The 21,998-nt window shown below is 43.6% G+C and carries 18 protein-coding genes; 7 read left to right on the forward strand and 11 right to left on the reverse strand.

The genetic code is table 11. The features are described from left to right. Window positions 1-7 precede the first annotated feature (7 nt). From ACOJRU_RS14140 to ACOJRU_RS14165, 6 genes are all read right to left on the reverse strand, one after another. A complete protein-coding gene (locus ACOJRU_RS14140) occupies window positions 8-487 on the reverse strand; it encodes a glycosyltransferase (protein ID WP_421132382.1) in 480 nt (159 codons plus the stop codon). Next, the gene (locus tag ACOJRU_RS14145) at window positions 484-927 is read right to left on the reverse strand and encodes a hypothetical protein (RefSeq protein ID WP_421132383.1); all 444 of its coding nucleotides are present in this window, start codon (window positions 925-927) and stop codon (window positions 484-486) included. The genes ACOJRU_RS14140 and ACOJRU_RS14145 overlap by 4 nt, the downstream gene beginning before the upstream one ends. 203 nt (window positions 928-1,130) lie before the next feature. Next, complete coding sequence (locus tag ACOJRU_RS14150) at window positions 1,131-2,087, reverse strand: glycosyltransferase family 2 protein (protein ID WP_421132384.1); 957 nt, start codon at window positions 2,085-2,087, stop codon at window positions 1,131-1,133. After that, on the reverse strand, window positions 2,087-3,187 hold the full coding sequence (locus ACOJRU_RS14155) for a glycosyltransferase family 4 protein (RefSeq protein ID WP_421132385.1): 1,101 nt from the start codon (window positions 3,185-3,187) through the stop codon (window positions 2,087-2,089). Before ACOJRU_RS14155 ends, ACOJRU_RS14150 begins: the two co-directional genes overlap by 1 nt. Window positions 3,188-3,210: 23 nt before the next feature. Further along, window positions 3,211-4,476 (reverse strand): hypothetical protein, encoded by a 1,266-nt coding sequence (locus ACOJRU_RS14160; protein ID WP_421132386.1) that lies wholly within the window; start codon window positions 4,474-4,476, stop codon window positions 3,211-3,213. Next, window positions 4,473-5,360, reverse strand: a complete 888-nt coding sequence (locus ACOJRU_RS14165; RefSeq protein WP_421132387.1) for a sulfotransferase family protein — start codon at window positions 5,358-5,360, stop codon at window positions 4,473-4,475. Before ACOJRU_RS14165 ends, ACOJRU_RS14160 begins: the two co-directional genes overlap by 4 nt. Window positions 5,361-5,840: 480 nt before the next feature. On the opposite strand from ACOJRU_RS14165, the gene ACOJRU_RS14170 reads away from it, so the two are divergent. Genes ACOJRU_RS14170 through ACOJRU_RS14190 form a run of 5 tightly spaced genes read left to right on the forward strand, consistent with a single transcriptional unit; the run spans window position 5,841 to window position 12,163 of the window. Then, window positions 5,841-6,719: a hypothetical protein gene (locus ACOJRU_RS14170; protein ID WP_421132388.1), complete on the forward strand. Its 879-nt coding sequence runs from the start codon at window positions 5,841-5,843 to the stop codon at window positions 6,717-6,719. Window positions 6,720-6,733: 14 nt separating this feature from the next. Beyond that, window positions 6,734-9,559, forward strand: a complete 2,826-nt coding sequence (locus ACOJRU_RS14175; RefSeq protein ID WP_421132389.1) for an SLBB domain-containing protein — start codon at window positions 6,734-6,736, stop codon at window positions 9,557-9,559. A gap of 13 nt (window positions 9,560-9,572) precedes the next feature. Beyond that, on the forward strand, window positions 9,573-10,532 hold the full coding sequence (locus ACOJRU_RS14180; RefSeq protein WP_421132390.1) for a hypothetical protein: 960 nt from the start codon (window positions 9,573-9,575) through the stop codon (window positions 10,530-10,532). 3 nt (window positions 10,533-10,535) lie between these two features. Continuing rightward, window positions 10,536-11,174, forward strand: a complete 639-nt coding sequence (locus ACOJRU_RS14185) for a hypothetical protein (RefSeq protein WP_421132391.1) — start codon at window positions 10,536-10,538, stop codon at window positions 11,172-11,174. A 56-nt stretch (window positions 11,175-11,230) separates the two neighbouring features. Next, complete coding sequence (locus tag ACOJRU_RS14190; RefSeq protein ID WP_421132392.1) at window positions 11,231-12,163, forward strand: AEC family transporter; 933 nt, start codon at window positions 11,231-11,233, stop codon at window positions 12,161-12,163. A gap of 26 nt (window positions 12,164-12,189) precedes the next feature. On the opposite strand, the gene ACOJRU_RS14195 is transcribed toward ACOJRU_RS14190, so the two are convergent. The 4 genes from ACOJRU_RS14195 to ACOJRU_RS14210 all read right to left on the reverse strand — a co-directional run bounded on the left by ACOJRU_RS14195 (window position 12,190) and on the right by ACOJRU_RS14210 (window position 18,690). After that, complete coding sequence (locus ACOJRU_RS14195) at window positions 12,190-14,361, reverse strand: response regulator (RefSeq protein WP_421132393.1); 2,172 nt, start codon at window positions 14,359-14,361, stop codon at window positions 12,190-12,192. Between the two features lie 180 nt (window positions 14,362-14,541). Further along, entirely contained in the window at window positions 14,542-15,651 is a 1,110-nt protein-coding gene (locus tag ACOJRU_RS14200; protein WP_421132394.1) for a PepSY-associated TM helix domain-containing protein, read from the reverse strand. Window positions 15,652-15,712: 61 nt separating this feature from the next. Further along, window positions 15,713-17,827, reverse strand: coding sequence for a TonB-dependent siderophore receptor (locus tag ACOJRU_RS14205; protein WP_421132395.1), 2,115 nt, complete (start codon window positions 17,825-17,827; stop codon window positions 15,713-15,715). A gap of 359 nt (window positions 17,828-18,186) precedes the next feature. Further along, window positions 18,187-18,690, reverse strand: coding sequence for an aspartyl protease family protein (locus tag ACOJRU_RS14210; RefSeq protein ID WP_421132396.1), 504 nt, complete (start codon window positions 18,688-18,690; stop codon window positions 18,187-18,189). Between the two features lie 354 nt (window positions 18,691-19,044). Here ACOJRU_RS14210 and ACOJRU_RS14215 point away from each other — a divergent pair, with 354 nt between their 5' ends. Together ACOJRU_RS14215 and ACOJRU_RS14220 are read left to right on the forward strand one after the other, a co-directional pair. Then, window positions 19,045-19,407, forward strand: coding sequence for a hypothetical protein (locus ACOJRU_RS14215; RefSeq protein WP_421132397.1), 363 nt, complete (start codon window positions 19,045-19,047; stop codon window positions 19,405-19,407). Window positions 19,408-19,574: 167 nt separating this feature from the next. Further along, window positions 19,575-20,585 (forward strand): hypothetical protein, encoded by a 1,011-nt coding sequence (locus ACOJRU_RS14220; protein WP_421132398.1) that lies wholly within the window; start codon window positions 19,575-19,577, stop codon window positions 20,583-20,585. A 47-nt stretch (window positions 20,586-20,632) separates the two neighbouring features. Here ACOJRU_RS14220 and ACOJRU_RS14225 read toward each other — a convergent pair whose 3' ends face one another. Continuing rightward, a complete protein-coding gene (locus ACOJRU_RS14225) occupies window positions 20,633-21,787 on the reverse strand; it encodes an acyl-CoA dehydrogenase family protein (RefSeq protein WP_421132399.1) in 1,155 nt (384 codons plus the stop codon). Window positions 21,788-21,998 lie beyond the last annotated feature (211 nt).

A 21,998-nucleotide genomic window follows, 5' to 3' on the forward strand; every position in this document is an offset into this window, starting at 1 on the left:
CACCATGTTACGCTTCAGCCAATATAAACGTTTCTATACTTTTTAATAAATCTGGGTTGGCATAAGGCGCTAATGTTCCACCTCGTAAACTTGTGACATTATCAAGCGACGTAAAAAGCTCGTTTTTATCATAGGTAACGTAGCAGCCATCAAAACTTTCTAGGTTTCTGCTCGTTGCGAGTTGATGTTCATTTCGATGCTCACCTAACGCCGCTATTCGTGGGAATACGATAATAGGTTTCGAGGCGATAAGTGATGTAATGACCGACCCCATAGCAGCATGCGCAAGTACGATAGACGCACTATCAAATTGTTCCTTATACGCCTTTTCATCTAAAAAACGGCAATACTTCATATGCTCGGGGAGATACTCGCCTTTCCCTATTTGTGCATAAATCTCGACACTTGGGTTTCTCTCGGCCCATAAATCGACTAACCGAATAAACCGGTCAAATGGGAGCTGCGTACCAACGGTAAGAAAAATCATAGAACCCTCCCACAAAACGTAGGGCCTGTTGGCTCAGCCAAGTTAGGCCATTGTGTTAACCATAAATCGGCAAACGTACCCGCTTTTTTACCCGACAGCGAAAGTTCTTCGGCATTGGCGATACTGTCTACCCAAATTGTTTTTGCGCCCATCAACTTACCTAACATCACCGCAAAAAAACCCGGTGCGGCACCACTGGAAATAACCACGTCGGGGCGGTTGATTATCATTACCCAGCTCATTTGAAAAAATAAAGCGATAAGCTTTAGCTTTTCATCACCATTAGCATCGATGACATGACGAAAGTTCGTTCCCATCTCCTCGCGATACTGATTAGAAACATACGTGGTTTCAAATTGGTCGAAGACTGGCTTTAGTCTTAATAATTGAATTAAATGCCCACCTTGGGACGCAACTGCTAACACTTTCTTCTTTTTCATGGTAATGCCTCAGAGGGTGACGTTAAGTAAAGTCATTAACGTACTGGAAACTATATGAGTATCTGCAAGGCACGAGCCAATAATAAATAACTCCTATTTATCAGAGCTTTGCGTAAAATAATTGCGATATCGAAATATGTTTTTGCAGAATGCAAAGTAGGAAAAAGCGGCTAATATGCAGAATGCAAAGTGCCTGTACAGGCTTAACAACGCTCGCTATAAGCAAAGCGCATTTTTTTACACCAAATATGGCGAATCAATTTGTGTAGGCTTACTACCGTACAAAAGTCAGGTAGCTTTCTGTTCGCTAGAAACAGTCTCCAACGCGCAGCGACCAGTGCATCTTCATTGACTTTTTTACGAAAGGTTATTGCATTGAGTATATCGTTGTCTGGGTGTGCAGCACAGAGTACGTTTACTTTGAGCAACTCAAAAATACCAATTAACTCCTGAAGAAAGGCGACGCGATCTCGCCTCGATAAGGATTCTGAATGCTCTGTTCTGAAATATTTGGGTTGATTTGAAAATTGACATGTTGGGTTGCGTAACAAAATTTGAGCGTACAGCAACAAATCTTCTCCACTGTTTACTGTTTCGTTAAATAACAACGTGGTGTCACACAGTAACGAGCGTTTGAAAACAGGCTTAGTAGAACCGAGGCCTAGCTTTATAAAGTCGGCGGCCTTAATCGGGAGCACACCGTTAGGTGCACATAGATTGGTAAAACGTGAAATACCCGATGACTGCCCTTGTGTATGACATATTTCATAGCTATCGACGACCATGTCCGCACCCTCGCGGGCCGCGACAGTAAGCAATGCTGCCAGTCTGTCCGGCGCAAAATAGTCATCAGCATCTAATACCGCTAACCATTCACTGCAAGCAGCCTTTATTGCAATGTTTCTTGCCGTGCTCGGCCCCGCGTTTTGCGGTGTACGTAACACTTTTACGCTTTCATCTTTATTAACGTACGACGACGCAATGGCGAACGTTTCATCCGTAGAACAGTCGTCCACCACAATGACTTCTATCTTGCACCGCTCTTGGACTAATGCTGACTCGATGGCTATCGCTATTGTATTTTGCGCATTATACGCTGCGATAATCACCGACACTGTGGGCAGCATAGAGGGTGCTTTATCGCATGACCGTATCGCCACTATACTGACTTGCCTTGCATTACGAGACTATTTAGCACGTCTTTAATCACACTTAAATTCGCCGTTGATGAATAAGCTGCATCGTAACGCTTGCGTGCATTTTTAGCGGTTAGTTCGATCAGACCGTCACATTCAATATACTTAGTTATCGCTTCAGCGAGCGCTTTATGATCGCCCGGTTCAATAAGAAGACCTGAAGAATCATCGGGAATAGCTTCTGGAATACCTCCTACCGTTGTGCTTAATACCGATAGACCCGCAGACATGGCTTCAAGAATAGCGATAGGCAGCCCTTCATTATGCGAAGGTAAAAGAAGTAAATCAGAGTCTTTCATCAACTGATATTTTTGTTCGCCTGTCACCCATCCAATCACGTCAAAATAGGCTGATAATTGCCTTTCTTTGATAACCGCTTTTAACTGCTCTATTTCTCCGTTTCCGCCTACCGTGATTTTAAAGCCTGTTACCCCTTGCGCTTTAAGCAAATCAACCGCTTCTACCAAATCATAAATACCCTTTCGCTGACCAATAAACCCTAAAAAAAGCAGTTTAATGTTGTCACGATGTGCAAAGCGCCTGTCGTCAAAAAGATTTTCGAATACTGGAGATGGGAAGTTGTTTATTACGCGGATATCCGCATTATTTGAAATCGAACCTACATACTGCGCCCAGTAATCAGAGAGTACAAACACGCTGTCTGCTTTATTTAGTACGTATTGCACCAACCCTTTGTAAAAGCCACCGGCACTGTCATAGACACGCGCAAACACGGAACCATGCAAATGAAATATCACCTTGCAATTAAACAGACGGCACACAAAGATAAAAAGCGCCTTTCTGTAGATACTGCCTTTATGCGAGCCATGTAAGTGGCACACTGCTATTTTGCGTTTGCACAATAGGTTTATGAGTGTAATTAACGCCATAACGTAGACATAGAAGCGGTGAAACATGCTTCCATCGTCATGAGACACGATTAAATAGCGCTGATAATCGTCATATACGCCGGCTTGAATATGGTTTTCAATCACTGCGTGAATACCGCCTCTAGCCCTTGTGCCTACAATTGCAATACCGTTACGTTGCGAATCATTGTTCATGATTATTCTCCTACTAGAGCCTGTTATACGCTCAAGACTGGTTGATTTTGTCTTGTTCGCCACCCGCTCGCTTTACTCTCAAATAGGGTGATGAACCAACCAAAAATGGTTAAGTGGTAGAGTGATTGTGCGTTTGATGACAACGCACTGGTTAGTAATAGTAAAAATAACAATAAGCTAGCCTCTGGGCGCTTCAACGCACACACCATAAAGGTCATAGACAACAGCAAAAGAAAGTACCCTGGAAGCCCTGTTTCGCCGATAACATGCGGCCAGTAGGTGTCGTAAAAGTACTGACCTAACTTAATCCACCAGAGGTCTTTCATGGCGTTGTATTCGTAAACATTGGCAACATCTGCCGCGGCATGGCTACCAATAGTGCCCCAGCCACCGCCCCAAAAGTTACTTTCAAATAACACAAAAACCGATTCCACCAAGAAGATGACTCGTGGTGACTCAAAGTTTTCTAATATGTGCCATACATTGTTTTGATCTACGCTTAAGTAGCTGAACATCCATGTAAAAAAAGCAAATACGATGAGTGACAACATAAATCGATAATCGATGTTAAATACTCGCTGCACTTTTAGCGCGGTTAACGCCATCAACAACAGCATCAGTTCTAGGCGCTGAATGGAACACAGTACAAAAAAAATGCATAAAAACGTGAGGGTATGTCCGTAGCGAAGGTTGCCTCTTCGGTACTCGACACTGATAAGCACAGCAGCAATAGTAAAAAACAGTGCAGATTGCCCCGGGTGCCAAAACCACCCGACGAAACGAGGCACTAAACGCCCACCAATATGGCCGGGTTCGAAATGCCCGCCGCTTTTGAATACGGCATCATATGCGCCTGGCGCGCCCGCCTGAAATACAATAAGCACGATGCAAATAACGATAAGAGGCTTAATCACTTTTAGGGTGCGTTTTGTCCATATTTCGTCACAACGCACGACTGAAAAAAGCATGAGCATAGGGAAAAACTTTAGCTCGTGGTAAAGCTGCACCAAAATGATTTTCATACCTTTTTGATTAGCTAGAGATATGAGTATGCCGTAAAGCAAATATCCGATGTAAAAAGCAGTTGCTGCCCACCACTGCGCGTTAAGTTTGGGCTTAATAACCGTTACTAACAAACCGATAGCGATAATGGGAAACAGCTTTTCGAACAAATCGAATGGACCGTATAAAGCAAGATTAACCTTTTTTACCATCAAGAAGATCAGTTCAAGAATAAACATCGTGAACAGAATATGAGGTACGATTGTTACTTGCTTTTCTTCATTCATAACTGATACAGCGAATGCAATAGTTGTGAATCTGGCGTATTCGGTAATATTTTGTTTTGTTCATCAGCAATAAGCGTTGAGAAGTACGCTCTGTCTTCCGGTGTAAGTTCTGGTTTTTTGCCGGTATTACGTTCTACCAGCGCACGCTTCAATGAAGTAACAAAGCGGTCTGGAAATAAACTTACAAACAAGGTTTTCGCTACCGACTGCCGCATCAGTACTTTTTGAAATGTTTTTGACCGCGGAACACCAGAGCGATTCGCGAAATCTTGTGTCCATGCCATCTTGCTCAAGCCAATAAACGACGCCACTTCATCCATCACTCGCTGGTTATTTTTTGCGTAGTCGTGATAATTTATTACCATCAAATTATCTCCCAGTAATGCACGAGCAAACTGCGTGGCCTCGACAAAACGGCTTGACTGAATATTGCGCCATATTGGTAAGTACTCGCTGCGCTTACCCTGTAACTCATGATCAATGGCTTCTTTAAACGTAAGCCTTTCTCGAGCATCGCGAACGAGATGCGCATAGGCTGAAAATGCTCTATCAATTGGGTTTCTCAGCATGATAATGTGCTTAGCGTTTGGGTACTGAGCATGAATACCTTTTAACACCTCGGGATGCTCAATAGACATTGCCGATCCATCGATAGATATCTTATTGGGTGAATACAATTCGTTGTAACGCGTTTCGTCAGTCACAAACATTTGACTCACTGTGTCGTTATCAGCGACACCACAAAATTGCGCGCCCATGACTTTCGAAAAGTGATAGTGAGGCTCTTTACGCTTCGTTTTTGCAACATCGGCATGTTGCATTAGCTGGTTATACAAACTCGTCGTTGCACATTTTGTAAAACCTAAGATAAACACGTCTGGCACAACACACCTCATTCTTATTTAAAACAGCGGTTGCTAAGGCTATTGCTAGAACTATGCCAACGACATTAAACACGCTCTATCCCTTGAATATACTGGCCTCAAGAAATTTTCACAGCCAAATCTGTCATTTTGAAAATGCGATTATTAGCAATATGCAAATATCCAAAAGCAAAATAGGAAAAGGGCTTATTTTCTCGCTTTGCAAAATAGAAAAATCGATTTTCAAATGAAAAAACAAAACATTTTTATAATAAATAGATAATACATATCAATAATTTACAAAATAGCGGTTAACTAAAATCGATGTTTTATTAAAAGAGGTTTAGTTCTTGCTGTATCTAGACAGAAGCAAACAACGTTGTGACAAACGTTTACATCTGGAAAGGGGCGAAAACAATGAGATTTCAGTACTGCATAAAGGTAGTTTTCTCGCTAGTACTTATTACAAGTCTCTGCGCTTGCATGGTGACTGAGGACCTGATGCATGTCCCTGCGCACGACAATATGACTGAAGTAAGCGAATACGATACGCGCTTGCACAACCAATCTGTACATATCTTCAACCCGATGGCCATTGACGCCCGGGTAACACAACTAAAGTTAAAACCTCGTGTTGCGCATATTGTGTTGGTGGCAGACCAAAGCTCAGCATTAAACGATACATTTCGAGGCTTAGATAAACGTTACTATGCAAGAGAAGTCATTAGACGTTTTGTAAAGACCATGCCTGACCAAGCATTTAGTAGCACAATTATTACGTATAACGATTCGCCTACCCTTCAACTTTATGCACCGCTTGATGCAAGACTAAGCATCAAACCGCACTACCCTCATCAGTTAGTACAATCTTTAGGGGATTACAGAGCCTCGCAACATATCGAAGTGCAGTCGTTATCACTTGCACTAGATTTTGTTTCTGAACTGGTTGGTAACTTGCCCGGACCATCAGCAGTAGTTTTGGTCACTGACTGGGCGCAAATCGACGAATCTGTTGAAAACGCAGTGATGCGCATGCGCCAACGCGTAACATTCAATGCTAATGCGCATGTTGTCGTACCTAACTCGACATCGGTGGCATGGCCAAAGAGCTATTCAGGGCTTTGCTTTTACACCATAGGAGTAGGTAACAAAATGTCGCGCAGTCGTTTAGAAAGTGCTGATAGCTGCGGCTTCTCTTATGCTGTCGATAAAATTGCGCAACCTAGCAACATGGCTAATTTTGTCGAGACCGTTTTATACAAGGGGCCTTCTGATAGTGACAATGACGGCATCTACGATTATCAAGATCGCTGCCCTTCTACGCGACCAGATAAGCTTGTTGATTACAGCGGATGTCCGCGATTCCCTAGCCATTACTAACGGAGCAGTAAACCATGAAATTAATGAAAATATTGACCATCGGTTCATTGCTTGTCAGCGCCGCATGTAACGTTAGCATGGCGCAGGTTGAAAGAATGGGCGTAGCAACGTTAGAAGACAAGCAGCGCCGAGATGCGATTGTATCGGCTCAAACTAGCGAGGCGACGCTTGATAAGCCAAGCTTTCAAGTGACAATTCAACCCGATGAGAATGCGGTAGATATTGCACCGTCACAATTGGAACAAAACGTGGCAGCGTCACTTCGCCCAGTGACGCTTGAAGAAGAGATTCAGCAACAACGTGTACAAAGTACGCTTGAACAATACGGGTACGATATGTTCGCGGGTATTTCAAATACCTTCGCGCCAATCTCCGACATGCCTGTGCCTTATGACTACATCATTGGTCCAGGAGACACGTTTGCGGTTCAAGCTTTTGCGGCAACGAACGTGCAGTATAATTTAACGGTTACAAGAGATGGGCATCTTCTTATTCCTGACGCCGGTGCAGTGACGGTAAGCGGTTTAACCTTTGAAGAAGCGAAAATGGCAATATCAGAGGCAATAGAAACCAAGCGTATTGGCATTAGAACCCTTGTGACACTATCAGAATTTCGCTCTATTCAAATAATGCTTGTGGGCGAAGTGGCGAAGCCTGGTAGTTATTCGGTGAGTGGGTTTTCTACTTTGATAAACGCACTGTCGTCTAGCGGTGGCATAAAACGCTCTGGTTCTTTACGCAACATCCAAGTAAAACGACAAGGTAAGCTGGTTGCAACATTTGACCTTTATGCGTTGCTTTTAAAGGGCGACGACAGCGCTAATATTTACCTGCGCCAAGGTGACCTTATTTTTGTTCCGCCGGTTGGCTCAACCATTGGTATTGCAGGGGAAATTCTTAGACCCGCCATTTATGAAGTGGCAAAAGAAAAAACCGTTGAACAAATTCTTGCGCTAGCAGGCGGTCTTCTGCCAACAGCCAACACACAAAATGCGCAAATTGAACGGGTATCGCAAAGCGGTACTTACACGCTGATGCAAGCGAATTTCGATCAAAACGGAAAGAACCTAAACGTTAAAAATGGTGATTTAATTAGAGTATTCCCCGTTTTAAACAAAATGGATGACGTAATTTTACTTTCTGGCCATGTATTAACACCAGGTGGCTTTCAGTGGTTTAAAGGCATGAAAGTGTCAGACCTAATTCAATCTAGGAATGTACTTAGACAAGGCGCAGAATTTAACGCTGCGGTAATCCAACGTGAGAACCGTGACGAGAAACGTACAGAAGCAATCTACTTTAACTTATACAACGCCATTACCGATACAGACTCAAGTGACAATATAGCGCTTCACCCTAGAGATCAGGTAATCATCTTTGATACCCATTCGCCAAGAGCCGGTCAGCTATCCAAAATGGTATCAAGAATGATGAATGAGGCCACTGCAACCGCTCCTGCTAAGGTGATTGATGTAAAAGGTGCGGTTCCACACCCTGGTAGCTACCCGCTGCATGCAGGCACGCGTCTTCTCGATATGGTTGAGTATGCTGGGGGATTAGAAGCAGATGTAGATCTAAATTATGCGCTATTGGCGCGTACTGATTTACGCACCGATCGCCTCTATTTCGTAAAGGTTTCGTTAAACCAAGCACTCAATAATCATCACGATCATAACCCCGTTCTACAACCTAAAGATAAAGTGTATTTGTTCAATAAAGATATTGACCGTGCCAGCTTAATTAAAACCCCTCTTGAGCGGATAAAGCGCGAGACGCGATTTGGTCAACAGGTGCCTGTTGTCAATGTAAGTGGGTCGGTGTTTCACCCCGGTGCTTACCCTATGGTGGCGGGCATGAGGGTTGAAGACTTAATCGAAGCTGCAGGCGGTATGAAAGAAGAAACATACGGACTTGCCGCTACATTATCGCGCCAAGTGTTAATGGACAGTGAGTTTAGCCGCACTGACTCAAGAGCAATCAGCCTAAACAAAACTAACGCGCTATTAGATACAACCGACCTTATTCTACATCCAAACGATCACCTCATACTGCGCACAAAACCAGAATGGGTACAAACGCCTAAATTCGTCCAGATAGAGGGTGAGATTACGTTTCCTGGAAAGTATCGCATTGATAAGCGAGAAACCCTGTGTTCACTAATGCAAAAAGTGGGGGGGTTTACCGAAGATGCTTACCTTTTTGGTACCGTTTTCCTTCGTGACAGTGTTCGAGCGAAAGAGCAACAAGCGCTCGATAGAATGTTCGACCAATTAGAGCGTTTACTTGCCGACTCTCACATATCACAAGGTGTGAATAAAGATGAGAAAATGCCAAAAGATCAACGCGCAAAAGACATCTATGACGTGCTCAAAAAAATGGCTCCGGAAAAAGCGGTGGGCCGAATGGTGGTCGATGTTAATAGTGCGGTGACACAGTGCGATGAAGCGTCTGACATTGTGCTTGAAAATGGCGATCGTATTATTGTTCCTAAGTATCAAGATGATATCAGTGTGATTGGGCAAGTCTATTTTCCCACCTCGCACAAGTATCGTTCAGACCGCGCTGCGTTGGATTACATCGGTCTTAGCGGCGGAATTAAAGAACTTGCGAAGTACGAACATGCTTATATTGTTCAAGCCAACGGTGAAGTCATGTCAGTCCGAGCGAACACGTGGGGGTGGTTTAAGTCTCCAGCGAACGTAAAAGTCACGCCTGGCTCAACGATATTTGTGCCGCTAAGCGTTGACCGTATCAACGGAAGAGAGTCAGCAGAAAAGTGGGTAGATATTCTTTACAAAAATATCATTTCAACTGCAATGCTAGCCAACTTGCTTAATTAAGCGGGAGCCACTTATGTCAAACCGAAACGATACAACACAGCATGTCGCAGAATACGAATTGTTGCTTAAATTTACTTACCAACTCTTACGCTACAAGTTTCGTATTGCGCTTGTTGCAATCGTGGGTGCCGGAATTGTATTTGGTTTATCGTTATTACTTAACAACAAGTATTCTGCTCAGGCTACCGTTGCGATTAATATCAGCGAAGACCCCGGTGGTGTTCAACCCAATAATTATCGAGGTGCGAATACTATTGGCGTCCTAGAATATGACTTTATCATCGACGGTATTCAAGCTAATGAGCGAGAAAGGCTATTAGCAAGAATGGATTCGTTTGGGTATATAAGCGCGTTTATCGTAGAGCAGGATTTGCTTCAGTATTTATATAAAGAAAATTGGAATGCCGATACCAATGAATGGACCAACGACTTTGAGCCCGATATGCGAGAAGCAGTTAAGAAATTCAAAACTGATTCGTTATATGTTTTTACCGACAAAAAGACCGATTTACTCAACATCCGTTTGACCTCTGAGTCGCCCGAATTTTCCGCAAGGCTAGCGAATGCTTTTGTGAGATCGTTCAACGAGTACTTACGCTCGCTCGACCTTGAAGAAATCACGAATAGAAGACGCTATTTAGAGCAACGTCTTAGCGAGATAAAAAATTCTGAAATTCAACGGTCTATTTTCAGGCTGTTAGAAACGCAACTTGCTGTTGAATCGCTTATTAACGCCCGTGCCAACTACCCACTGGAAGTTATTCAGCCTGCCACCGTTCCCTTATTTGAATCGTTTCCTGCGCGCAAGCAGTGGACTGCCATCACGCTTGTTCTATTGGTATTTTGCGGTGTGCTATTTGTCGTTTCAATGAACGTATTCACGGCTTTAAGACGAGATTTAAAAGATTATGCAGAAAGACATGAGCCAAAGAAACTCAACCCACCTGCGCCCACTTATTATGCTGGAGAATAAATAATGGAAAAATTAAGACAAAAAATAAGCGCATGTCGGTTCGACAATTATATATTTGGATATGCCACACTGTACTTCTTCATGGTAGCTCCGCCGCGCTCGTTTAAAATAAAAGCACGGCAACTAAAAACGCAAGGTGAATTGGCAAACCTATCTACGTCTATGATTATGGCTATTGAACTGGTCGTACGCTTTGCCATTGTTCTGGTCATGGCAGCAAGTATAGAAGGGCTTATTGGCAATACGCTTTATGAAACAAATCGCCTAGATGTATTTTTTGGTGTGCTTATGTCGATAGGCACAATTCACAGCATCGCGTTTTACGTTATTTTTAGCAGCACGCAGAAAAGCAGTACACTCACCTTACTGTATCGGCTTATACGTAATTCAGGTTATGCGCTGTTAAGTGGCTTTATACCTGTCATTCCTATTCTTATTGTAAAATGGGTACATCAACGCCCTCCTTTTGAAGATGGCATTGCGCTTCAAATTTACAGTGGGACAGCAGTATGCTTTTTGCTGATTGGAATAGCTGAAGCGAAAATCATGAACCGTATGCCGCTAGGCTCTACAAGATGGAACGGTGAAAAAGCCTCAAAACAAAAACAAATAAAAGAAACTATATTGCACATTAATACATAAGATTTATCAAAAATTTGATAATCTGATACGTAGACTCACATTATCGCCATTTAGCAATGCTTTCATTTATAACAAGCACATTATTCCCTGTAATTATTTTACTCTTGTTAGGGTGGTTTTTTTTTCGTATCAAATGGCTAAACGATGGCTTTATTGAGTCGGGCTCTACGTTGGTATTTAACGTAGCCCTTCCCGCTTTACTGTTTTTGTCCATAAGCCAATCCGACTTCTCTCAAGCGGCTAACCCTACCCTTATCGCCATCGGCTTGATTGGTACGCTTTTCATGTGCATCATGCTAATGCTTGTTGTCCAACTTAGTGTTTCACAAAAAAGTGCAAGAGGGGTTATTGTTCAAGGCGGGTTTAGAGCTAATATGGGTATTATTGGTCTTGCGTATGCGGCCAATACATACGGTCAGGACGGTTTAGCCGCCGCCTCGGTTTACATGGGCTGTGTCACCATTTTATACAATGTAATGTCTGTCGTTGTACTTAACTTCTACCAAGTGGGGTTAAGTGCACCAATCAAACAAATAAAAGGCATTGCGAAGAACCCGCTTATTATTTCTATTATTGCGGCGCTTCCCTTTTCGTACTTCCACTGGCGGTTACCCGAGGTCGTACTTCGTACGGGTGAGTATTTTGCTCAGCTAACCCTTCCTCTCGCGCTGATTTGTACTGGAGCCTCATTACAATTCCGTTCATTTTCTAGTGATTGGTTCAACATCATGCTAGCAACGGTAAGCAAGTGTGTTATCTATCCTGCGTTATTAGTCAGTATCGCGTATCTATTTGGGATTAGAGGTATGAACTTAGGAGTAATACTCTTACTTTCTATTGCCCCTACCGCGGCAGCAAGTTACATCATGGTAAGAACATTAGGTGGGGACCATCGACTTGCTGCTAGCATTATTGCGGTAAGCACATTGGCATCGCTTCCTATTACCGCGATAGCGTTTGGTACATTATCGGCGCTTGGATTGGTGTAGGCCTACTCGATAACGTTAAGCACTTTTTAGTCACCTTCTAAATAATGTCTAATGCACGTAATCATGGTGTCTTTGTCTATAGGTTTTGTAAGAAAATCGTTCATTCCGGCCGCTAGGCACTCCGCTTTATCTTCGGAAAATGCGTTAGCCGTTAACGCAATAATAGGCGTTTTTAAATCTAACGTAGCTCGAATAGATATGGTTGCTTCAATACCACTCATTACCGGCATATTACAATCCATGAGTATTAGATCGAACGTATGTTTGATACATGCCTCAAGCGCGTCTTCTCCGTTTTTAACATGCAATATAACGAAGTTCTCTTGCTGCAAAAGCGCTTTAACAATTTCTGCGTTAATCTCGTTATCCTCTGCAAGCAGTATGCGCTTTTTCTTCTCATCTGCTTTTGGCGTTTCAGGTATGTGAGGTGAGTCGGTCAAAAGTATCTGCAAATCTTGCTCTATTTCACGCCGATTAATTGGCTTGGTGTGTGAGCGCCATATTACGTCTGTAAGTACATGCTGATCGTTAAGCCGCTCCAATTCTGCTGAAACAACAATGATTTTTGGCAGTACGCTGTGTTCAGCGTTTATTAGTTGCTCAATTAAGTCTAAACCACTGACATCGGGCATTGCCAAATCGACAATAATGACGTCGTAATCAAAAGGCGTGTTGTTTAGATAGTCGCTAGCGGATGAATAGCATACTCCCTCAATTTGCATAGACGCCAATATATGCGCTAAATATTCCCTGCTAGTTTGTAAATCGTCTATAACAGCACAGCTAATATTCGCCTTCGACTGAACAGACATTGGCGGTAGGCGGGCCTCTTGTGCATTCATAGTAAACGAAAAGGTCGTCCCTTTCCCCACCACTGAGTGTACATTTATATCGCCCCCCATCAGCAACGCAAGCTGTTTTGCTATGCTTAAACCAAGCCCGGTTCCGCCAAACTTGCGCGTTGTGGTTTGATCGGCTTGTTCAAATTTTTGAAATATCTTACCGATGATATCTTCTTCCATACCAATACCGGTATCGATAACATCAAACGTAAGTAAAAGTGAATCGCCTGACATGGTGTGGCTGACATGCAATGAAACGCTGCCAGATGAGGTAAACTTAATCGCATTGCTCAGCAGGTTATGCAGAATTTGTGAAATACGAGTGACGTCACCTTCAATAATGGGTGGGAGGCTAGGCGCTTTGTGGTAATGAAATTCAAGCCCTTTCTTATGACAAAAAACGCGTTGCAACGTCACCACATCATCTAACACTTGAAGTAGATCGACAGGCACTTTCTCTATTTGTATTTTGTTTGCTTCAATCTTTGAGATATCGAGAATATCGTTGATAAGAGACAGTAGCTGCCTCCCTGAACTCTTCGCTTTTTTAAGGTAGATATTACTTTTGCTAGGCATATCGATAGCAAGTTCAATCATACCGAAGAGGCCGTTCATTGGTGTTCGCAGTTCATGGCTCATGCTAGACAGAAAATCAGACTTTGCTTCACTCGCCCGCTTTGCTTTTTCTGCTTCTTCCAAGGCCTGGTTTTTCAATTTGGTAAGGCGGGCGAATGCGTGACGTATTTGTCTATCCATTGGCGTGAAAACGAATACCGCTTCAATGATGAGAAGTAGTAACGTTATCAACCATAGATAAAGCGTAAAATTCGCGGCGTTCTTTACACGAGCGTTAGCCTCGTTCTCAAATAACGTTACTGCCATATCTAAGTGCTGAAGAAGCCGCGTTGAACTTGCAATTATTGAAGATGAAGCGGCACCTTGTGCTGTTTCTATCAGTGATGATGTTACGGAGCACGATGCATTAGCTGCGCTGGCAAGCCGTGCTCTTCCGATTTTTACGTAGGCTGTTACGTTATTATCAAGCTGTACATCGCCAAAGTACAAGTCTTTATGCGCAGCCGACAAATTATCAAGGGCAATAAGCTTTTTATGATTACTTTCGAATTTGTCTAGTGAGGAAGCTAGATAGCTTTTGGCCTGCGTGCTTTTGCACAAACTGGTAGCTGAGATTAACAGGGCAATTCTTTGAGAAAGCATTCGCTGCTCACCAGCCATATTGATTAGTTCAGCATCTTGGCGCTGCTCCTTCAATAAATCAGTGATAATAAAAAAGGAAAGTGTCACTACGGTAGCAGTAAGCAGTAGGGCAAAGATGTACTGAGACTTTATGGTCATTAGAATCACACGTAGCAAACCTTACCTCACAATGTAATAGACACTATGATGAAGAGCAATCCTTTTACCAAATAACGGCAATGGCAGAATTATTCTGCCATATCAACGTTACCTACCCAAGATGAAGCATTACGGTCAACCAACGCGGCCACCACACTTTTTTTAAGCCTGCTCGTTTAATCAGTGCACGTGTGTCTTTTGCAGTTTGTCCCCTCTTCGTTGCTTTTTAGGCGATTTCCTAAACAAGTAAAAATACAGGCCAGTTATGGCAAGCAACACAGGGCTTAACCCCAACACGCACCACAGTATTTTACTGGGCAAGCCTGCAAAATACCCAAAGTGCAATTTTCTAAACATATCAACAAACACTGCCCAGCCCGACTCTTCTCTTACATCAAAGGTAGCTAATACTTCGCCAGAGTCGCGATTATAGGTAACCACCGAAGAATACTCGCTCGAAAGATACGGTTTTCCAGGCACCTCGCCAAACACATTTATGTGAGCCTCAGGCTCATAAGGAAAGGTAAGATAAGTGGGCCAGTGCCCTTCAATGGCGTTAGACGCCCCATAAACCAATTGTTGAAAATTAAGAGTAGGGCTATAAATAGCCTCGGTAACATAAGCATGGTCATCGCCATGCTCTAAGGTTTCGTGTATCACTTCAGAAGCATTCCAATAGCCCCCGGTAAACGCCAAAATAAGCAGTACTGGTGAAGATAATATGCCTATTAGCTTATGCACATCGCTAAAGAAGATGCGCCTTGCCGCATGCACGCGCAGTGTAAACAGTTTAGTCCAAAACTTGCGATGTAATACAATGCCAGTGATGCCAAGCACTAACAGCATAAGCGAAAACACAAATCCGAGTGATGTACCTACCACGCCCATTAAAAAGGTATAGTGTAGCGACAGTAGCCAGTCGGTAACATCATGGGTTACAGGCACCGGAGTAGATAGCAGCGTCGACGAATACTGGTCGACATACAGCTTATACCATTCGCCTTCAGACTTACTAATTAGGTACGCCGCGTCGCTGCGCTGCTTGTTATCAAATAGCTCCCAACTTCCCAATACATAATCGGGATGCGTGGCTTCTACTTTACTGATTAGCTGATTTAAGTTTTCACGAGGCTGGCCTTCTGCTGCCTGTACGCTCATGTGCGTGGGCATTAACCACGTATCAATTTCTGGCTTAAACACCAAAATGCTGCCGGTAATTGAGATAACAAAAAGCGGTACCATTGCAATGAGCGCCGTTATGGAATGCCACTTAAACAGAGTTTTGCGCATGTTTATCTTCCATTTTTAACCCGTGCACTCCAGTTGGAGCGCACGGTAAACCGTTATACCGCTACAGCGACCAGGTTGCGCTTAACATGTAGCTTGCTGGCGCACCGTAAAAACCTTGAGCCCAGTACAAGCTATTGATGTACTTTTCGTCTGTAACGTTGTTGGCGTTTAAGGCAACCGAGAAGTTGTCAGACACGCGGTATCTGGCCATCAAATCGATAATGGTGTAGGCATCTTGGCGTGTGGTAATTGTATCGCCTGCGTTGGCAAACCCTTCACCCACAACCCCCTGAACACGTGAGGTGTCGTCTTGCCAACGTGCATTTACACCTACAGACAGGTTGTCGAAACGTGCAGGCGTGTAGGTTGCAGCAAACTTAAGCAGCCGCTCTGGCGTGTAGTCGGCCACCAGCTCGTTGCCATCAATGGTGAAATCGGTATAACCAATACTGGTTTGTAGGCCAGGTAATAGCTCGCCAGCTACTTCAAATTCATAACCGCTAGACTCTATGCCGGTAGCGCCAATAAAACGCTGTTCGCCTGGCGGTAAGTCGGCTGTTGCTGGGTCGGGTATGGCCAAATTTTCTTGCACAATGTCGAAGTAAGCGACTGTGGCAATAAGGCGGTCTTCAAAAAACTCGCTTTTAAAGCCCACTTCTTTACTCTCGCCCACAATGGGCGCTAGGGTGTTGTTGTTAATGTCTAGCTCGGTTTGAGACAAGAATGTTTCTGTGTAGCTGGCATAAGCAGAAATGGAATCGTTAAGCGCATACACTACGCCAACATAAGGGATAAATTCGCTGTCTTCAGCGTCTTGCGCTACATCGTACGACATGCCGCTGGTATCCCATCTGTTCTGGCGCCCGCCCGCGGTGACGTGCAAATCATCAGACAAGCTAAAGCGCGTAGTGAAATACACTGCCGACTGCTCGGTATCAACATCGGCCCCCGTTAGTCCATCTTCAAGGGTAGGAATAGGCGCATTGCCATCCCATGTTTCAAGCGCTGGCATTACAGGAAAGCCATTGCCCGTTGTGAAATCGTACAACGACATATCTTCAAAGGTCATAGAGGCATGGTTAACCCCTACTACAAACTCGTGCGAGCGACCAAAAAGATTGAAATCACCAGTAAGGTATACGTCAATTAAATCGGTTTCTTCATCGTGATCATATTCGCTGGCGTAACCGGTTAGGCCAAGGCCCGTCTCGCGATTTGGCGTGCCAAACACATAAAATAGCTCAGAGTCTTCATCGGTAACTTTACGTGAGTAAGTAGCGCGCATGTACCAGTTGTTGGCAAACACATGATCAAGCTCTATCAAGGTGTTGTGTTTTTCAACATCCCAATACGCCCAATCGGCTGAGGTGTTGGTAGATACATCAAAGTTAGTGGCTGTGCCATCTGAATAAAACAGCGGGTTGGCGCCCCAGTTATTTCCGTCGGCATTGTTGGTGTGATACGAGTGACTTACCGAGAACGTGGTGCTATCTGAAATATTGTACTCTGCAAACAAATACGCTACTTGGCGCTCTTGCTCGTAGCGGTCGAGATAAGACGCTTGCGACTGAGATACCGCTACGCCGCGAATACCAAAATCTTCATTTACGCGATACGTGCCGTCTACTTCAATACGGCGGTTGTCCCAGCTGCCAACTAAGCCTTGTACGGTTAGTCCATTTTGCATACCTGGGCGTTTACGAATAAAGTTAACCGTAGCAGACGGATTGCCCACCCCGGTCATTAGCCCGTTTGCACCGCGAATAATTTCAATGCGATCGTAAATAGCTGAGTCTTCATCGCCGTGGTTGTTGCCTCGAATTAGCGGCAGGCCAATACCATCAACTTGAAAGTTATTAATGTCGAAACCACGGGCACTGTAATAGGTACGGCTGGTCTCTACTCGCTGCACGTTAACGCCGGTGGCGGTATCGAGCACATCGTTAATGCCATTTAGCTGATAGTCGTCGAACTGTGCACTGGTAATAACCGATACCGATTGAGGAATGTCTTTAATGGGTAAGTTAATGCGCGACGCACCGCTGGCTTTGTGTGCACCATACCCTTCAATGTAAGAGCCTTTTACTTCAATATTTTCTATTTCAGAGCTTGTTTCAGCAAATGCTGAGTGCGTTGTTGCTGATAATATTGCTAATGTAATAAGTGACCATTTCATAAAAAACCATTTCTATCGTGTGATTGTGTCTAAGGCGGTAGCATTCTACCTACTCAACAAACAATGTAAATAGCAATCGTTATCATTTGCATGTGTATTTGCACTTATTTTGATTAATAAAGAGTACAAGGAAAGAAAATATGAAGGTTTGCAAGCGTGAACGACTAAAGATGAAAACGCCGCTGTGAAAGAAATATACGTTTACAGACGCCCATACACAGCGACCTAGTACAGCGTTGATAATTCATACCGACGACGTTGCCGTAGATGGCGCAGTCAGTCGTTAATCCTATGCGCTTACAATACAGCCATAACGTCTTGAGAAAGTAAAAAAACAGGGGGTTATAAATTAAGGAATACTACGAGTGACTTGAGGCAATATGGTTACTTGCAACGACCGGAATTGTTGACACATCGCACTGGCTTAGTGTGATTTGAGGGGGGGCCATTTGAATACCAAATGGTGCAGCACGGCTTAAGACTTCCATACCTAAAATGTTGTGTTGGTTTTTCATTACCGCCACACTCACGTTTTCAAAATGACATTCGTCGCTTAATGACAGTAGCGGTATGGTATATAGCTTTACTTTTTGTTTGCTACCATTGGCAAGCTTCGCAATGATCACTCCACTTTCCTTTACTGTCTGCTTGGCCTTTAATGCCTCAAACGTTTCACGACTTAGGACCGTGAGCGATGACCCCGTATCTATCAAATACCGAGCGTGTTTTTGCTGACTACCAGAGCTCTGCAAATAAAGGGTGCCGCCGTCGCTGCTTTCCAGCAAAAACGCATTGGCCTGCACTACTCGACTGTTAGCGAGCACTAGAAGAAACGTAATGAACAGAAGTGTGAAATGGCGCATAGCGTATCTCTGTTATAACGAGGAATAGTACGTCGACCACAGCACTGCATTGTTAGTAGGCATTCGAACGTAATATCCAACCAGTAGTACGAGAGAACAAAGCAATATAAACGCCAAACATTAACCTTTTGATTTACTATAGCATTTTTTATCCTCGCGCCTTCTAGGTGCACCACCAAGGTACTACGCAGCACTACAATAGTGCAGCACGTGTGAGTGGTTACCAAAAATATTTCGCTATACTCTAAATGTGATAGGCAATGACTATTACGAGAAACCGTTAATAATTTTTGAACAAAGCGTAAAATTAAGCCGTAGTACATACGGTATAAACAAGTAAATTAAGGACACGTTATGAAGAAAATGATACTGCCTTTGATACTCGCGTCATCGGTTTCAATGACCTTATTTTCAGCCAACGCCATATCGGCGACTAACGATAGCGCCACAACAAAAAAAGTAATGGTTGTAGAACGTAGTGGTAAACCTCCTTTCAAGCGCACCTTTGTGAATGCCAACGAAGTGGACGTCGCGCAGTTTGAAACCATGAGTGAAGCGCTTCCCTGCGAAAAGAGAGTATCGGTAACGATGCGAGGTAAACCACCCTATAAGCGGTCTGTTGAATGTGTGCCTGTCGTTAATATGGCGCAGTTTGAACAAACTGACGAGACGCGCTCAACCGCGTTTAGAGGTAGCCCCCCTTTCAAACGTCATTAATTACAAAAAGGTTGCTTGGGCGGGAAGGAATTCACGCCTAAGCAAATGTCATGGCCTACATGCTGTTGGCTGCCCCACATCGCTTTTTTACAAACCTTTGCGCATTTAATTAGTGATAAAAAACATAATAAACATTACCTTATAGTAAATGATAACAAGGAAATGTTGTGCGTAGACCTATCCGTTTCAGGCTTCTCTATTTACTTACAGCCATATCAACGTATATCGCAGGGTTCCTGCTTCTGCCAGACACCATTAAATCGTCACGAGACACGTTTATCTCAGGCGCTTTTCTTATCGCCTATTTCGGTATTTTACCTTCTCTTTTTTGGTATTGTGTCATAAAGGTTGGCGAGCAAAAAACCTGGAAAATTATTATTCCGTTAAGTGTAGCTAGTGTAGTAGCGCGCTACTCTATGCCCCTTTCTCTCGCTGCCTATTTTGAGTTTCTTAGTTGGGCCCGCTACCCTATCATTGCTATTTTGCTCATCATCGAGTTTGCCGTTATCTATCATGTTATTTCGATGCTTTGGAAGTTACGAAAAATCACTGGCGACCCTCGGGTCAATACGTTGATTAATAACATAGATAGCGATGAGAAAAAGCGAGAACTAGCCTTTATGATGGCCAGTGAGCCAGCAAGTTGGTACTACGCTATTCCTAGATTCTCTAGAAAACATACACCGGCAATATCGAACCTAGCATTGCATAGCGCATCGCGATGGCATATTGCTTTGGTCTTGGTATGTCTAATCACTATAACCACTATTAGCTATACATTACTTATGCAGTGGAGCGAACTGGCGGCTATTATCGTATCGACGTTGATTGGTTATGGCATTATTTCTCTTATCGCAAGCCATCGAATAAGCAGGCACTATTCGGTATATATTCATGATAATCACCTTGTGTTGAATGCCACCTTTTTTAATTTACTGTTAGCGCCGCTGTCACAAATAAAAGCATGTGAGACAGGCACATGGCAATGCGAGAAAGAGCAGGTGAAGATAGGACGGGGTAAACAAGCCAATATCAAGCTGACATTTTCTAAACCTGTAATGTGGTTCACTATGATGGGCATATTTAACGAGCAACTTGATGAAGTGTTTTTATCCGTTGATAACCCGAACACCCTGGCAGCAGCGCTTCAAACGTCTCACGTAAGCCCCCCTAGATAGGGGTAAAATAAAAAGCCGACACATCGTCGGCTTTTTTTACGCTATTGCTAACGCCCCAAAATACCGCGGGCTATCACTTCCTTCATAATCTCAGAGCTGCCCGCATAAATAGTTTGCACTCGTGCATCTCGATAAAATCGAGAAATAGGATACTCGTCGGTATAGCCGTAACCACCAAACAGCTGCAAGCACTCATTCACCATTTTCAACTGCATTTCCGTCGCCGCTAATTTAAGCATTGCGGCATCTGTTACGGTCATTTCTTCACGACTAAACTTATCCATGTGCTTTTCGAGCAACGCTCTACACATCTCTAATTCAGTCTGGCATTCTGCTAATTTAAAGCGCGTATTTTGAAACTGACTTACCGTTTGCCCAAATGCTTTACGTTGGGTAACGTAATCAACGGTGAGATCTAATGCACCTTGTGCGTGTCCAATCGCTTGCACAGCACAGCCTAATCGCTCTCGCGGTAGTTCTTGCATTAAATACACAAACCCTTTTCCTTCTTCACCAAGCAATGCATTTGCTGGAACGCGCACGTTGTCGAAAAATAACTCACCCGTATCACTGCTATGTTGTCCAATTTTGTGAATGGGCTTTCCAGTAGAAAAACCTGGCAAACTGGTGTCGACAAGGAATAACGATACGCCCTTAGCCCCCGCTTTAGGATCGGTTTTAGCGCACACAATAATCATGTCTGCCATGGTGCCGTTAGTAATAAACACCTTCGAGCCGTTTAAAATATAACTATCACCGTCTCTAACCGCTTGCGTTTTCATTCCGGCCACATCACTTCCCGCATTAGGCTCAGTCATTGCAAGTGCGGTTAACACCTCTCCTGTTACCATTTTTGGTAGCCAGTAATCTTTCTGCTCTTCAGTACCGATATTCAGAACATACGGCGCCACAATGTTAGCGTGAATGTTGTACCCTGTTGCCAAGCTATGAAGCCCAAGTCGACACATCTCTTCTTGAATCATTTGGCACACATCGAAGCTTGTGGCTGCTGCACCGTATTTTTCTGGCATATCAACGAGTAACATTCCCGCTTGCCCCATGGTATGCCACACCTCGCGTGGCATGTGATGATCGTCTTCCCATTGCATATAATGGGGTAAGATTTCCTGCTCGATAAATCGTAATACCATGTCTTTGAACATAGTAAGTTCTTCATTAACCAAAGCATTGTTTGCAGACATCACGGTTCCTCTTAAAACATTTGCGCTGAACTCACAGGTGAATTCATAAGAATATAACGACAGAGCAGTCACAATGACGTATTAGCAATGGCGTCACCGACTGCAATTTCACAAAAAATTTACATTGCAGCAAGTGTAGAACAAGGGCTTGTGAGGTTCGAATGATGTTTTTCTAGTGTTCTGAATCACTGAAAGTTATTGATCTTTTCGG

Origin of the sequence: Alteromonas algae, assembly GCF_049117195.1 — a bacterium.
In the GTDB taxonomy this organism is placed as follows: domain Bacteria; phylum Pseudomonadota; class Gammaproteobacteria; order Enterobacterales; family Alteromonadaceae; genus Alteromonas.